Genomic DNA, 15,394 nt, shown 5'->3' on the forward strand with positions numbered 1-15,394 from the left:
CGCCGCAACGCTGAGGGATGCCTGAGGCGCGCCCGCGCGAGTCGCTGAGAGTCAGCCGGTCAGGGCGGCGAGCGCGGTCCGGGCCTGCTCCCGGAACCGCTCGACGTTGCCGAGCTTGACGTCCTCGTAGCCGCGCACCAGGTCCACGGTCTCGGCGACGGCGACCACACCGTCGACGGTGTCGTGCGTGAGCCGGTCCAGCGCGGCGCGGACCAGCGTCTGGTACTCCCCCACCAGCTCGCGCTCCACCCGGCGGACCCCGGCGCGGCCGAACACGTCCAGCGGGGTGCCGCGCAGCCGCCGGGCCGCGCGCAGCGCGCGGAACGCGGGGCCGGCCAGCCGGCCGTCGAGGGCGATCTTGCGGTTCATCCCCAGCGCGCGCAGCACCGGCGGGTGCAGCATCACCGAGACCCGGGCGTCGGGACCGAACGCGGCGTCGCGGCGGGCGGTCTCGACCGGGTCCAGGTGCAGGCGGGCGACCTCGTACTCGTCCTTGTAGGCCATGAGCCGGTGCAGGCCGCGGGCGTAGGCGGCGCCGACGCGCTCGCCGGCCGCGTCCCCGGCCCGGGCGGCGGCGATGGCCGCCACCCGGCGGACCTCCTCGGCATAGCGGTGCGCGTAGGCGGCGTCCTGGTAGCCGGTGAGGTCGGCGATGCGGGTGGCCAGCGCCTCGGCGAGCTCGGAGCCCGTGGCGACCGAGCGGGCCAGCGCCGCGGACACCTCGTCGACGGCGACCGGGGCCGGCTGCGGCGCGAGGAGCGCCCGGCGCACGGCGGCGGCGTCGATCGCGGCGGCCCGGCCCCAGCGGAACGCGGTCAGCGTGGTCTCCACGGCCGCGCCGTTGACCCGGATCGCCTCCTCCAGCGCCTCGACCGACACCGGGAGCACCCCGTGCTGGTAGGCGGCACCGAGCAGCAGCATGTTGGTGGGCAGGTGGTCGTCGAACAGCGCCTCGGACAGCGTCTGGGCGTCGACGGCGAGCAGGTCGCGGGCGACCGCGCCGATCCGCTCGACTGCGTCGTCGGTGGAGCCGGGCAGCACGACGCGTCCGGTGACCATGGCCGCGGTCGGCACGAGCGAGGTGTTGACGACGGCGACGGTGTGCCCGGGCCGGGCGACCGCGAGCGTCGCGTCGGAGGCGGTGCCGACCAGGTCCATCCCGATCAGCACGTCCGCGGTGCCGCGGGAGGCGCGCAGGATCCCGTGGTGGGGCTGCTTGGCGATCCGGACGTCGGAGACGACCGGGCCGCCCTTCTGCGCGAGCCCGACCTGCTCCAGCCCGGCGGCGAACAGCCCGTCGAGGTGGGCGGCCATCTGCAGGATCGCCGAGGCGGTGACGACGCCGGTGCCGCCGATGCCGGGCATCCGGATCAGGGTCGCGTCCTGGTCGACCCGCGGCTCGGGGGCGACGAGCGTGACCGGCAGCGGCGGGATCTCCCGGCGCGCCCGGGTGCCGGGCACCACCGTCAGGAACGACGGGCAGTCGCCCTTGAGGCAGGAGTAGTCGGTGTTGCAGGACGACTGGTGGATGGTGGTCTTGCGGCCGAACTCGGTCTCCACCGGCAGCACCGACAGGCAGGTCGACTGGTCACCGCAGTCGCCGCAACCCTCGCAGACCCGCTCGTTGATCAGCACCTTCTCCGCCGGGGCGGGCAGCTTCCCGCGCTTGCGCAGCCGGCGCTCCTCGGCGGCGCAGCGGTCGTCGTGGATCAGGACGGTGACGCCGTCGAGGGCCGCGAGCTCCTGCTCGACCGCGGCCAGCTCGTCGCGGTGGCGGACGCTCGCGATCGGGTCGAGGGCGATGCCGCGGTAGTCGCGCGGGTCGTCGGTGGTGACGACGATGCGGCGCACGCCCTCCAGGGCGAGCGAGCGGGTGATGTCGGGGACGTTCATCCGTCCCTCGGCGCGCTGCCCTCCGGTCATGGCGACGGCGTCGTTGTAGAGCAGCTTGTAGGTCATGGTGACCCCGGCGGCGACGGCGGCGCGGATCGCGAGCGAGCCGGAGTGGTGGAAGGTGCCGTCGCCGAGGTTCTGCACGAGGGTGCGGTCGTCGGTGAACGGGGCCAGGCCGATCCACTGGGCGCCCTCGCCGCCCATCTGGGTCAGCCCGATCTGCCGGCCGCGGTGCTCACCGTCGAGGGCGATCATCGCGTGGCAGCCGATCCCGACGCCGACGAGCGTGTCGTCGCCGGTGCGGGTGGAGGTGTTGTGCGGGCAGCCGGAGCAGAAGTACGGCGTCCGGTTCCCGAGCAGGTCCAGACCGATCCGCGACGGCTTCGGCGGGGCGAGGCGCTCCAGGTGCACGCTCGCCGCGGCGGGCAGCGTCCGTCCGGCGGCGGTGAGCCGGGCGGCCAGGGCGCGGGCCACGTCCTCGGCGCCGAGCTGGCCGCGGGCGGACAGCAGCGGGCGGCCGCGGTCGTCGCGGCGGCCGGTGACCGTCGGCCGGTGGTCGCGCCCGTAGAGAGCGTCGCGCAGGTGGCCCTCCAGGAACGGCACCTTGTCCTCGACCACGAGCACCTCGGCGCAGCCCTCGACGAGTCCGGCGAGCGCGTCGGCGTCGACCGGGAACGGCATGGCGAGGCGGATCAGACGCACGCCGAGTGCGTCGAGCTCGGCCTCGCCCAGGCCCAGGTCCTCGCACGCCCGCAGCACGGTGGCGTACCCGGTACCGGAGGCGAGCACGGCGAGGTGCGGGTCGCGGGAGGTGAAGGTGACGCGGTTGAGCCCGGTCTCGCGGGCGTACTGGCGGGCCAGGTCGAGCCTGCGGGTGAGCTGGTCGTGCTCGGCCTCGACGGCGGCGGGCCCGACGAGCGGGCCGGCCTGCGCGCGGTCGGTGGCGGGCGGGGCCGGGACGCCGACCAGCTCCGGGCGCAGCGCGCCGAGGTCGACGGTGCAGGAGGCGTCGGCGACGTCGGCGATGATCTTCAGGCCGGTCCAGAGCCCGGTGGCCCGGGACAGCGCGACCGCGTGCAGGCCCAGCTCGATCACCTCGGCCACCGAGCCGGGCGCGAGCAGCGGCATCGTCAGGGACTGCGCCATCGGCTCGCAGGAGCTGGGCACGGTGGAGGACTTGCAGGACGGGTCGTCGCCGATGATCGCGACGGCGCCGCCGAGCCGGGCGGTGCCGGCCAGGCTGCCGTGCCGGATGGCGTCGGCGGCCCGGTCGAGGCCGGGGTTCTTGCCGTACCACCAGCCGACGACGCCGTCGTGGCGGCGACCGGGGACGGCGTCGAGCAGCTGGGTGCCGGCGACGGCGGTGGCGGCGAGCTCCTCGTTGAGCCCGGGCCGGAAGACCACGCGCTCGGCGTCGAGGTGGGTCCGGGCGCGGCCGAGCTCGGCGTCGAAGGTGCCGAGCGGGGAGCCCTGGTAGCCCGAGACGAACGAGGCCGTGTCGAAGCCGCGCGCGGTGTCGAGGCGGGCCTGTTCGAGCACGAGCCGCACCAGCGCCTGGATCCCGGTCATCGGAGCCCGCCCGTGGGTGGCGAGGTACTTGTCGTCCAGCACGGTCATCGGTGACAGCTCCTCGTCGGGTGGGCGGCGCGGCCCGCTCAGGACAGCGTGACGAGCGCCACGACGCAACAGCCGAGGGGACTCTGACCGAGAGAACGCAACGGATACCGTGTGGCGGCCACACAGGAGTGAATCCGTTGCGCCGGAGGTGCTGTGCCCGAGACCGAGGTCGACGAGCTGGACCACGCGATCCTGCGGTTGCTGCACGAGGACGCGCGCCGCACCTACGCCGACATGGCCGCACGGGTCGGGCTGTCCACCGCCGCGACCAAGCGCCGGGTCGACCGGCTGCGTGAGTCCGGGGTGATCACCGGCTTCACCGTGCAGGTCGACCACGCCAAGCTGGGCTGGCCGGTCGAGGCGTTCAGTGAGATCCGCTACGCCGGCACCGCCAGCGTCTCGGAGATCGTCGACACGGCGTCGCGCCAGCCGGAGGTGCAGGCGGTCTACACCCTCGCCGGTGACCTCGACGCCCTGGTCCAGGTCCGGGTGCGCGATCTCGCGCACCTGCAGGAGGTCATCGACCGGCTGCGGCGCAACGGCACCGTCACCGGGACCCGGACGCTGATGGTGCTGGGGCGCTGGACCCGCACGTGATCAGTTGCCTATCGCAACGATCCGACCGATCATGACCGGGTGCTCGTTCTCTGCAGTGTCACCGGTTCGCCCTCGCACGGCCGGGCCGTGCTCCCCTTCGCCCGGGCGCTGGGCGATGCCGGCCACCGGGTCGTGGTGGCGTGCCCGCCCGACGTCGCGGGGGTGTTCGACGGTGCGCCCGTCGTCGTCGAGCCGGTGCTCCCGACGATGGCCGACGCCGCCGGACACCTCGGCCCGGTTCTCGCCCGGCTCGGCGGGCCCGCCGCGCTGGCGACGCTGACCCCGGCCGAGGCGACGACGGCGCTGCTGCCGACCCTGTTCGCGGGTCCGCAGGTGACGGGCTCGGCGCGGGCGCTGCTCGCACTCGTGCGGGCCCACGGGGTCCCGGACCTGGTGCTGCGCGACGGCGGCGAGACCGCGGGGTTCCTGGTGGCCGAGCACCTGGGGGTGCCGTGCGTGGCGGCACCGTCGGGCGCGGGCAACGTCCTCGCCCCGCACGTCGTCGCCGACGCGCTGACCGAGCGTCGCGAGGAGCTCGGCTTCGCCGTCCCGGACGACCCGGCTGCGCTGCACCGGTGGGGGCGGCTGGACTGCATGCCGCAGCAGTTCTCGCTGGCCGAGCCGCAGGTGGCGCCGGCGCGGGCGTTCCGCCAGGACGACCAGGTCACCCGCGGCGAGACGGTGCCCGGCTGGGTCGCCGCGCTGCCCGGGAACCGGCCGCTCATCCTCGCGGGACTGGGGACGGCGATGCCGGCGATGGCCGGACGTGCCCAGCGCCGCGCCCCCGTCGACCCGCACGCGGCGCTGCGCACCGTGGCGGAGGCGGCGTCCCGGCTCGACGCCGAGGTGGTGCTGTCCACCGGCGGCCTGCCGGTCGACGACCTGGACCTGCCTCCGCACGTGCATCCTGCTTCGTGGGTGCCGCAGCCGCTGCTGCTCCAGGTCGCGGACCTGTTCCTCACCCACGGCGGCTACAACGGCATCCGCGAGGCCGTGCGGCACGGCGTCCCGCTGGCGGTGCTGCCGCAGTTCGGGGACCAGGAGCACAACGCCGGGCGGGTCGCCGAACTCGGGCTGGGCTCGCACTGCGCTCCCGACGCCGCCGAGATCGCGGCGACCTGCACGCGTCTCCTGTCCGACGACGACGTCCGCGCGCGGATCCGCTCGGCCCAACGCGCGATGCTGGCGCTGCCGCCGGTGGAGGACGCGGTCGGTGTCCTGGAGGACCTGGCCGCGCGCCGGGTAGCCGTGCTGGCGGCCTGAGCCGCAGGGGTCAGGCGGGCGGGCCGTGCGGGGCGCGGGGCCCGCAGGCGACGACGGTGCGTGCCCAGGTGCCGAACAGCACGAGCACCCCGAGCACGGTGACGACCAGCCCCGGTCCGATGTCGTCGGTGCCGGCGACGGCGGTCTGGCGCGACCACACCGCCCAGAGCCCGGTGACCGCGCCGACGCCGGTGACGGTGGCCGCGGTCCAGGCCAGCGGCCAGAAGCGGGTCAGCAGGGCGAGCACCGACACCCCCACCGCGACGACGGCGACCACGGTGAACAGCCACGGCAGCGGCCCCATGGCGGCCCGGCCGGTGAGGACCTCCCACCCGGCGCCGTGGGTCGACCAGGGCATGAGCAGGGCGGCGACGACGGCGGCGACCCCCGCCCCCGCGACGACCGACGCCGGACCGGGGTCGATCCAGCGGTCGACCCGCCACGCGATGCGGGTGAGCTCGTCGGCGAGCTCGGGTGTCGCCTGCGGGGACAGCGCGCCCGGGCCGGGCGTGCGCGGTGCACTCATGCGGCTCCCTCGTCGTCACTGCGGTGTCGTCGCTGCATGTAGTCGCTGCGGTAGCGGGATGTCGGGAAGGCTATTGCACCACGCCGGTACCGGTCGCGACGCCGCCGACGGGGTGGCTCCGGGGGCCGGTCGGCGAGCCCGCCGTGCGCACCGCTCGGCGGTCGCGGCGGTTCCGGAACGGCCGCCGCGGTCGGCACCGCTCGCCTAGGCGGCGCGGACGGCGCAGCGGCAGGGCGCGCCCTGCTGGCAGCCGCAGCCACAGGTACTCGCGCATCCGCACGCCGAGGTCGCCGCGCCCACCGGGGCCGGTGCCGCCGAGCCGCCGCAGCAGCCGCCGTCGAGGCAGCTCAGCCGGGGGACGGCCGCGGGCGGTGGTGCCGGAGCCGGAACGGCGACGCCGAGCGCGGCGAGGACCCGGTCGGTGAGATCGGGGACCGGTTCCGCCGGACCGACGCGGGCGAGCCGGCCGAGCCGGTCGGCACCGTCGGTGAAGGCACGGCAGGACGCGCAGCCGGCGAGGTGGTCCTCGGCCATCGCGCGCTCGTCGTCGGCCGCCTCGCCGTCGAGCCGGGCGGACAGCACCTCGCGGTAGCCCTGACAGTCCATACCATCACTGTCGTACACGAGGCCCGTCCGGTTCCACCCGACCCCCGTCCGTGTTCCGCGGTCCGTACGGCGCGTTCCTCGGTGACCGCGGCACCTGACCTCGTGCCGACAGCTCCGCGGGCCCTCGGGGAACCCCGTCCCTTGCGCTTCCCACGCGCAGCAGAACGACGCCACCGGCGTGCGTCGCCCCGCTCCCGCCGCTCGCACCGGTACAGCAGCGTCGTCTGGTGGAGCAGCATCGTCGATCAGGCAGTGTCGGCGGTGGAGCCAGCATCCTCGGTGAACCGGGGGTCGCCGTGGCCCCGGCCCCGGGCCGAGTCCCCGCCCACTCTCACCCCGCATCGCCCTGCCTTACCGCGCCTCATCCATCGCCGCGGGTGCGTTCGACCTCGCACACCGTCCTACGACCTCGCAGACCCTGCAGCAGATGCGAGGTCACAGAAACCTGTGCCCCGTGCCCCGCCCGGCTCACAGCCGGCGCAGAACAGAACGGGACAGAACGGGACAGAACGGGACGGGACGGGACGGGACGGGACGGGACGGGACGGGACGGGACGGGACGGGACGGGACGGGACGGGACGGGACGGGACGGGACGGGACCGACTCCACAACCGAAAGCGGGCCCAGAGCACAGGCACACAACGCCCCGCACCCCGCCGGGCGCACTGTGGGCAGCGCTGTCGTGCCCTGGCAGCCTACGGAGAGCCGACCGGAACAGAACCCAGAAAACAGGAAACGCCCCGGACAATGAAGTCCGGGGCGTTTCCTGATCATGTTGAATGTCGGCGGCGACCTACTCTCCCACACCCTGGCGAGTGCAGTACCATCGGCGCTGGAAGGCTTAGCTACCGGGTTCGGAATGGGACCGGGCGTTCCCCTACCGCAATGACCACCGACAACACTATTCAACAAACCCCCACACAAACATGGGGGGACCTACGAACACACAACCCGCACAGGGTTGTGGGCTCAGGGTCACACAGTGGATGCGAACAACTCGTTGTGGCAAGCCCTCGGCCTATTAGTACCGGTCAACTCCACCCCTCACAGGGCTTCCATCTCCGGCCTATCAACCCAGTCATCTCCTGGGAGCCTTACCCACTCAAAGGTGGTGGGAGACCTCATCTTGGAACAGGCTTCCCGCTTAGATGCCTTCAGCGGTTATCCCTCCCGAACATAGCCAACCAGCCGTGCCCCTGGCGGGACAACTGGCACACCAGAGGTTCGTCCGTCCCGGTCCTCTCGTACTAGGGACAGCCTTCCTCAAGTCTCCAACGCGCGCGGCGGATAGGGACCGAACTGTCTCACGACGTTCTAAACCCAGCTCGCGTACCGCTTTAATGGGCGAACAGCCCAACCCTTGGGACCTACTCCAGCCCCAGGATGCGACGAGCCGACATCGAGGTGCCAAACCATGCCGTCGATATGGACTCTTGGGCAAGATCAGCCTGTTATCCCCGGGGTACCTTTTATCCGTTGAGCGACACCCCTTCCACAAGGTGGTGCCGGATCACTAGTCCCGACTTTCGTCCCTGCTCGACCCGTCAGTCTCACAGTCAAGCTCCCTTGTGCACTTACACTCAACACCTGATTGCCAACCAGGCTGAGGGAACCTTTGGGCGCCTCCGTTACTCTTTGGGAGGCAACCGCCCCAGTTAAACTACCCACCAGGCACTGTCCCTGAACCAGATCATGGCCCGAGGTTAAGACACCCAATTCGACCAGAGTGGTATTTCAACAACGACTCCACCACCACTGGCGTGATAGCTTCACAGTCTCCCACCTATCCTACACAAGCCGAACCGAGCACCAATACCAAGCTATAGTAAAGGTCCCGGGGTCTTTCCGTCCTGCCGCGCGTAACGAGCATCTTTACTCGTAGTGCAATTTCGCCGAGTCTGTGGTCGAGACAGCGCCCAAGTCGTTACGCCATTCGTGCAGGTCGGAACTTACCCGACAAGGAATTTCGCTACCTTAGGATGGTTATAGTTACCACCGCCGTTTACTGGCGCTTAAATTCTCCGCTTCGCCCCACAAGGGGACTAACAGGTCCTCTTAACGTTCCAGCACCGGGCAGGCGTCAGTCCGTATACATCGTCTTGCGACTTCGCACGGACCTGTGTTTTTAGTAAACAGTCGCTTGGGCCTGGTCTCTGCGACCGGCCATCCCTAGCCCGCACGGGGCATCAAGACAACCGGCCCTCCTTCTCCCGAAGTTACGGAGGTATTTTGCCGAATTCCTTAACCACAGTTCGCTCGATCGCCTCGGTATTCTCTACCTGACCACCTGTGTCGGTTTGGGGTACGGGCCGCAACAGCACTCGCTAGAGGCTTTTCTCGACAGCATGGGATCACCCTCTTCGCCTCAATCGGCTACGCATCACCTCTCACCCTTCACGACCCCCCGGATTTACCTAGGAGATCAGGCTACAGGCTTACACCACGACAACCACCGCGTGGCGGAGCTACCCTCCTGCGTCACCCCATCACTTGCCTACTACCAGATCGGATCCCACGCTCCCCCACAAACAACACTCCCGAAGGAGCGAAGGTGGGTTCGGATGGTTAGCATCACCAGCCTCGGCATGGACGCACTATCACGAGCACGGGAATATCAACCCGTTGTCCATCGACTACGCCTGACGGCCTCGCCTTAGGTCCCGGCTCACCCTGGGCGGAACAACCTGGCCCAGGAACCCTTGGTCATCCGGCGGCAGAGATTCTCACTCTGCATTCGCTACTCATGCCTGCATTCTCACTCCCACACCCTCCACCCGTAAATCACTCCCGGGCTTCACCAGACGCAGGACGCTCCCCTACCCAACAACACCACAAAGATGTCATTGCCACGGCTTCGGCGGTGCGCTTGAGCCCCGCTACATTGTCGGCGCAGGACCACTTGACCAGTGAGCTATTACGCACTCTTTCAAGGGTGGCTGCTTCTAAGCCAACCTCCTGGTTGTCCGGGCGATCCCACATCCTTTCCCACTTAGCGCACGCTTAGGGGCCTTAGCCGGTGATCTGGGCTGTTTCCCTCTCGACCACGAAGCTTATCCCCCGCAGTCTCACTGCCGCGCTCTCACTCACCGGCATTCGGAGTTTGGCTGACTTCGGTAAGCTTGTCGGCCCCCTAGGCCATCCAGTGCTCTACCTCCGGCGAGAAACACACGACGCTGCACCTAAATGCATTTCGGGGAGAACCAGCTATCACGAAGTTTGATTGGCCTTTCACCCCTACCCACAGCTCATCCCCCAGGTTTTCAACCCTGGTGGGTTCGGGCCTCCACGACGTCTTACCGACGCTTCACCCTGGCCATGGGTAGATCACTCCGCTTCGGGTCTACACCCCGCGACTCAACCGCCCTATTCGGACTCGCTTTCGCTACGGCTACCCCACACAGGTTAACCTCGCCACGAAGCATAACTCGCAGGCTCATTCTTCAAAAGGCACGCCATCACCCCGCAAGGCTCTGACGGCTTGTAAGCACACGGTTTCAGGTACTATTTCACTCCCCTCCCGGGGTACTTTTCACCTTTCCCTCACGGTACTTGTCCGCTATCGGTCACCAGGTAGTATTTAGGCTTGACGGGTGGTCCCGCCAGATTCACAGCGAATTTCACGGGCTCGCTGCTACTCGAGAACAATGCCCACAACAGAACCAAACATTTTCGCGTACGGGGCTATCACCCACTACGGCCGACCATCCCAGAATCGTTCCGCTAACACCGGTTCATGCTGTCCCACCCTCGGCAGAAGATGAACGACACGCCTCACAACCCCGCACCCGCAACGCCTGCCGGCTTGACACGGACACGGTTTAGCCTCATCCGCTTTCGCTCGCCACTACTCACGGAATCACTATTGTTTTCTCTTCCTGTGGGTACTGAGATGTTTCACTTCCCCACGTTCCCTCCACGCACCCTATGAATTCAGGTACGGGTAACGCCCCATGACGGGCGCTGGGTTTCCCCATTCGGACACCCTCGGATCACAGCTCGGTTGACAGCTCCCCGAGGCCTATCGCGGCCTCCCACGTCCTTCATCGGCTCCTGATGCCCAGGCATCCACCATGTGCTCTTAACAACTTGACCACAACAAGATGCTCGCATCCACTATGCAACACTCAACCCACAACCACACCCAACCAAGAACAACCACCACCCACCACAAGCAGGCGTTAGGAAGCCCCCGACCAGAGCGGCCAAAGAAAACAACCCGTTCACCAGGTGTCTCCTCAGGACCCAACAGTGTGCCAAGCCAAACCGGTCCAACGAACTGCGTTCCACCCAACGCACCCAACCCACAGACGGAGCTGATGATGCGATTCAATGAAGGAACCACAGAAACCCACAGAGCAAAACCCTGCAGAGCCATGTGATGCCCCATCACATGATGGGACTCCTTAGAAAGGAGGTGATCCAGCCGCACCTTCCGGTACGGCTACCTTGTTACGACTTCGTCCCAATCGCCAGTCCCACCTTCGACAGCTCCCTCCACAAGGGTTGGGCCGCCAGCTTCGGGTGTTACCAACTTTCGTGACGTGACGGGCGGTGTGTACAAGGCCCGGGAACGTATTCACCGCAGCGTTGCTGATCTGCGATTACTAGCGACTCCAACTTCACGGGGTCGAGTTGCAGACCCCGATCCGAACTGAGACTCACTTTAAGGGATTCGCTCCACCTCACGGTCTCGCAGCCCTCTGTATGAGCCATTGTAGCATGTGTGAAGCCCTGGACATAAGGGGCATGATGACTTGACGTCATCCCCACCTTCCTCCGAGTTGACCCCGGCAGTCTCCCATGAGTCCCCACCATAACGTGCTGGCAACATGGAACAAGGGTTGCGCTCGTTGCGGGACTTAACCCAACATCTCACGACACGAGCTGACGACAGCCATGCACCACCTGCACACCAACCACAAGGGAAGCCCTATCTCTAGGGATGTCTGGTGCATGTCAAACCCAGGTAAGGTTCTTCGCGTTGCATCGAATTAATCCACATGCTCCGCCGCTTGTGCGGGCCCCCGTCAATTCCTTTGAGTTTTAGCCTTGCGGCCGTACTCCCCAGGCGGGGCGCTTAATGCGTTAGCTGCGGCACAGAAACCGTGGAATGGTCCCCACACCTAGCGCCCAACGTTTACGGCGTGGACTACCAGGGTATCTAATCCTGTTCGCTCCCCACGCTTTCGCTCCTCAGCGTCAGTATCGGCCCAGAGACCCGCCTTCGCCACCGGTGTTCCTCCTGATATCTGCGCATTTCACCGCTACACCAGGAATTCCAGTCTCCCCTGCCGAACTCAAGTGATGCCCGTATCGACCGCACGCTCAGAGTTAAGCCCCAAGTTTTCACGGCCGACGCGACACACCGCCTACGAGCTCTTTACGCCCAATAATTCCGGACAACGCTCGCACCCTACGTGTTACCGCGGCTGCTGGCACGTAGTTGGCCGGTGCTTCTTCTCCAGGTACCGTCAATCACTCTTCGTCCCTGGCGAAAGAGGTTTACAACCCGAAGGCCGTCATCCCCCACGCGGCGTCGCTGCGTCAGGCTTCCGCCCATTGCGCAATATTCCCCACTGCTGCCTCCCGTAGGAGTCTGGGCCGTGTCTCAGTCCCAGTGTGGCCGGTCGCCCTCTCAGGCCGGCTACCCGTCACCGCCTTGGTAGGCCATCACCCCACCAACAAGCTGATAGGCCGCGGGCCCATCCCCCACCGAAAAAAACTTTCCACCACCAACCATGCAGCCAGTGGTCCTATCCGGTATTAGACCCAGTTTCCCAGGCTTATCCCAGAGTGGAGGGCAGGTCACCCACGTGTTACTCACCCGTTCGCCGCTCGTGTACCCCCGAAAGGGCCTTACCGCTCGACTTGCATGTGTTAAGCACGCCGCCAGCGTTCGTCCTGAGCCAGGATCAAACTCTCCAACAAAACCCTGACAAACAAACACTGGCCACAACACCCGACGGGATCGAATGCTGCAACCAAACAAACAATCTGGCACAAAACGCCAAACCGATTCAATATAGCTCGACACACTGTTGAGTTCTCAAAAGACACCCGCACCGCAATCACCCAACCCCCACACAAGGAAGCGGGATCCTGAAGACGGATCGCCTCGACCCACCAAGACAACCACACCGAGAAACTCGGCGAACCACCAGGGGGTCAGCTTGTCCGCGGGGCCTGTTGACCGAACCACTCAGGGCCCGTTCTGTCCGGCTCACTCGCTGACGGAAAGAAAGTTACACCCCCCGTCGGACGCCGTTCACAGGGGGGTCGGTTTTCGACGTCTCCGCAGGTCAGGGGCGCTCAGACCGGGGGCCGGACGCGGACCGGGCGGTCGGGTCCGGCGGGTGCCCGTCGTCGGTGGTGCTCCCGGTCGTCCGCCGGGGGTCAGGCCGCCTGTGCGGCAGGCCGGCGGAGCAGACCGCGGCGCTCGCGGCGGTGCTCGGCCTCCCGGATCCCGCGGGCCGGCAGCGACAGCCGCCAGATCGAGCGGGTCGCCTGCCAGAACTGCCGAGGGAAGGGGCCCGTCGTGTACGGCAGGTCGTACTTCTCGCAGAGGGCGCGGACCTTCACCGCGATCTCCGGGTACCGGTTCGACGGCAGGTCCGGAAACAGGTGGTGCTCGATCTGGTAGCCGAGGCTGCCGGACATCACGTGCATCAGGCGGTTGCCGGTGAAGTTGGCGGAGCCGAGCAGCTGGCGCAGGTACCACTCGCCGCGGGTCTCCCCCTCCAGCTCCTCCTCGGTGAAGACCTCGGCGCCGTCCGGGAAGTGCCCGCAGAAGATGATCGCGTAGGACCAGATGTTGCGGACGATGTTGGCGGTGGCGTTCGCGGTCAGCGTCGAGACCGCGGCAGGACCGGTGAGCAGTGGGAACAGCAGGTAGTCCTTGCGCATCTGACGGGCGTGCTTGCGCCCGACGTCGAGCAGCTTGCGCCGGAACTCCTCGGGGTCCTCGATCTGCCACCTGATCAGTCCCTCGACGTCGAGGTCGTGCAGCGACACCCCGTGCTCGAACAGCAGCATGAGCAGCACGTTCCAGAACGGCTGGCCCAGGTAGGCGGGGTGCCAGGGCTGGTCGGCGCGGACCCGGAGGATCTCGTAGCCGACGTCCTTGTCCTTACCGATCACGTTCGTGTACGTGTGGTGCAGGTAGTTGTGCGAGTGCCGCCACTGCTCGGCGGGACACACGTTGTCCCACTCCCACGTCGACGAGTGGATCTCCGGGTCGTTCATCCAGTCCCACTGGCCGTGCATGACGTTGTGCCCGATCTCCATGTTCTCGAGGATCTTCGCGACCGAGAGCATGGCCGTGCCGGCGAGCCAGAGCGGCGGGATCCGGCTGCCGAACAGCGTCACCCGCGCGGCGACGTTGAGCCGCCGCTGCCAGGTGATCGTCGTGCGGATGTAGTCGGCGTCGTACTGGCCACGACGCTCCTCGACGTCGGCGCGGATCGCGTCGAGCTCACGCCCGATCGCCTCCACGTCGGCGTCGGTGAGGTGGGCGAACTCCTTGACGTCGGCGATGGCCACGACGTTCCTCCAGGGTGTGGGCGGTGCCGGACTCTCGGGGTCGGATCTCGGGGGCAGATCACGGGTCAGATCTCCAGGACGCAGTCACCGGCGGCGGCGGTGATGCAGGTCTGGATCCTCTCGGCGGGGGTGTCGGGGTCGCCGCGGCGTTCGGTGCCGTCGCGCAGGTCGCGGACCGACCCGGACCGCAGGCCGACGGTGCAGGTGTGGCAGATGCCCATCCGGCAGCCGTAGGGCAGGTCGAGACCGGCCTGCTCCCCCGCGTCGAGCAGCGTGGTGGCGCCGTCGATCTCGACGGTGGTGTCGCCGTCGTCGGAGGAGCGGGCAGCGGAGCCGCGGCGGACGAAGGTGACCGTGCCGCCCTCCGCCTCGCCCCCGCGCAACGACGCGGAGAAGCGCTCGACGTGCAGTGCGTCGCCCCGGCCCGCGGACTCCCACAGCTCCTCGGCCTCGTCGAGCATCGCCTCCGGCCCGCACGCCCAGGTACTGCGCTCGCGCCAGTCCGGGCAGTACTCGGCCAGCCCGGCGGGGGTGAGCCTGCCGCGCTCCCCGGTGAGGTGCAGCTGCACCCGCAGCGACGGGTGTCGCGCGGACAGCTCATCGAGCTCGGCGGCGAAGATGACGTCGCCGTCGCGCGGGGCCGAGTGCACGAGCACCACGTCGGTCACGGTGTCGCGACGGTCCAGGGTGCGCAGCATCGCCATGATCGGGGTGATGCCGCTGCCCGCGGTGAGGAACAGCAGCCGCTCCGGTGGCGGGTCGGGCAGCACGAACTCGCCCTGCGGCAGCGCGAGGCGCACCACCGTGCCGGGCCCGACGCCGTCGACGAGGTGGCGGGACAGGAAGCCCTCCGGCATCGCCTTCACGGTGATCGAGATGTGTCTGCGGTCGCGGCGCGGCTCGGAGGTCAGCGAGTAGGAGCGCCAGTGGAAGCGGCCGTCGACCTCGACGCCGATGCCGACGTACTGGCCGGCGCGGTGGTCGAACGACCAGCCCAGGCCGGGCCGGATGACCAGGGTGACGGCGTCGGCCGTCTCGGGTACGACCTTCACCACCCGCCCGCGCAGCTCCCGCACCGACCACAGCGGGTTGAGCAGCAGCAGGTAGTCGTCGGGCAGCAGGGGCGTGGTGAAACGGGCGGCCGCCTTCCGTGCGCGGCGCAGTCCCCTCGGCAGTACGGCGTCGGTCATGACCCACCTCGTCGTCGCGGTCGGGACCATCGGACCCGATCTCGAAGGCGACGGCAAGTTGGGATGGCGACACCCTCGCCACCAGTGAGGACGAGGTCGTCCCCCGACCTGCGGGAACGTTACATCGGTTTCGTCGGCAACGATGTCGAGATCAGCTGTCTA

Annotated in this window: 7 protein-coding genes and 3 rRNA genes; 2 read left to right on the forward strand and 8 right to left on the reverse strand. The window is 68.3% G+C overall.

Annotated features, from left to right (window positions below):
* Positions 1 to 51: 51 nt before the first annotated feature.
* The gene (locus Ae717Ps2_RS17980) at positions 52 to 3,510 is read right to left on the reverse strand and encodes an indolepyruvate ferredoxin oxidoreductase family protein (RefSeq protein WP_075333633.1); all 3,459 of its coding nucleotides are present in this window, start codon (positions 3,508 to 3,510) and stop codon (positions 52 to 54) included.
* Positions 3,511 to 3,663: 153 nt separating this feature from the next.
* Here Ae717Ps2_RS17980 and Ae717Ps2_RS17985 point away from each other — a divergent pair, with 153 nt between their 5' ends.
* Together Ae717Ps2_RS17985 and Ae717Ps2_RS17990 are read left to right on the forward strand one after the other, a co-directional pair.
* Positions 3,664 to 4,107: an Lrp/AsnC family transcriptional regulator gene (locus Ae717Ps2_RS17985; RefSeq protein WP_020627910.1), complete on the forward strand. Its 444-nt coding sequence runs from the start codon at positions 3,664 to 3,666 to the stop codon at positions 4,105 to 4,107.
* Between the two features lie 39 nt (positions 4,108 to 4,146).
* A complete protein-coding gene (locus Ae717Ps2_RS17990) occupies positions 4,147 to 5,370 on the forward strand; it encodes a glycosyltransferase (protein ID WP_075333634.1) in 1,224 nt (407 codons plus the stop codon).
* Between the two features lie 10 nt (positions 5,371 to 5,380).
* On the opposite strand, the gene Ae717Ps2_RS17995 is transcribed toward Ae717Ps2_RS17990, so the two are convergent.
* From Ae717Ps2_RS17995 to Ae717Ps2_RS18030, 7 genes are all read right to left on the reverse strand, one after another.
* Positions 5,381 to 5,896: a hypothetical protein gene (locus tag Ae717Ps2_RS17995; protein ID WP_075307501.1), complete on the reverse strand. Its 516-nt coding sequence runs from the start codon at positions 5,894 to 5,896 to the stop codon at positions 5,381 to 5,383.
* A gap of 204 nt (positions 5,897 to 6,100) precedes the next feature.
* Positions 6,101 to 6,502 (reverse strand): zf-HC2 domain-containing protein, encoded by a 402-nt coding sequence (locus tag Ae717Ps2_RS37375; RefSeq protein ID WP_075307503.1) that lies wholly within the window; start codon positions 6,500 to 6,502, stop codon positions 6,101 to 6,103.
* A 781-nt stretch (positions 6,503 to 7,283) separates the two neighbouring features.
* Positions 7,284 to 7,400: ribosomal RNA gene (rrf, locus tag Ae717Ps2_RS18010) — 5S ribosomal RNA — on the reverse strand.
* 104 nt (positions 7,401 to 7,504) lie between these two features.
* Positions 7,505 to 10,595: ribosomal RNA gene (locus Ae717Ps2_RS18015) — 23S ribosomal RNA — on the reverse strand.
* A 315-nt stretch (positions 10,596 to 10,910) separates the two neighbouring features.
* Positions 10,911 to 12,431 (reverse strand): 16S ribosomal RNA (locus Ae717Ps2_RS18020).
* Together the 16S, 23S and 5S rRNA genes form the textbook arrangement of a ribosomal RNA operon.
* Positions 12,432 to 12,896: 465 nt before the next feature.
* Positions 12,897 to 14,042 (reverse strand): acyl-CoA desaturase, encoded by a 1,146-nt coding sequence (locus tag Ae717Ps2_RS18025; RefSeq protein ID WP_075307505.1) that lies wholly within the window; start codon positions 14,040 to 14,042, stop codon positions 12,897 to 12,899.
* A 65-nt stretch (positions 14,043 to 14,107) separates the two neighbouring features.
* Positions 14,108 to 15,232 carry a ferredoxin reductase gene (locus tag Ae717Ps2_RS18030; protein WP_075307507.1) on the reverse strand — a complete coding sequence of 375 codons (1,125 nt, stop codon included), beginning with the start codon at positions 15,230 to 15,232 and terminating at the stop codon, positions 14,108 to 14,110.
* Positions 15,233 to 15,394: the final 162 nt, after the last annotated feature.

The organism is Pseudonocardia sp. Ae717_Ps2 (assembly GCF_001932475.1).
In the GTDB taxonomy this organism is placed as follows: domain Bacteria; phylum Actinomycetota; class Actinomycetes; order Mycobacteriales; family Pseudonocardiaceae; genus Pseudonocardia.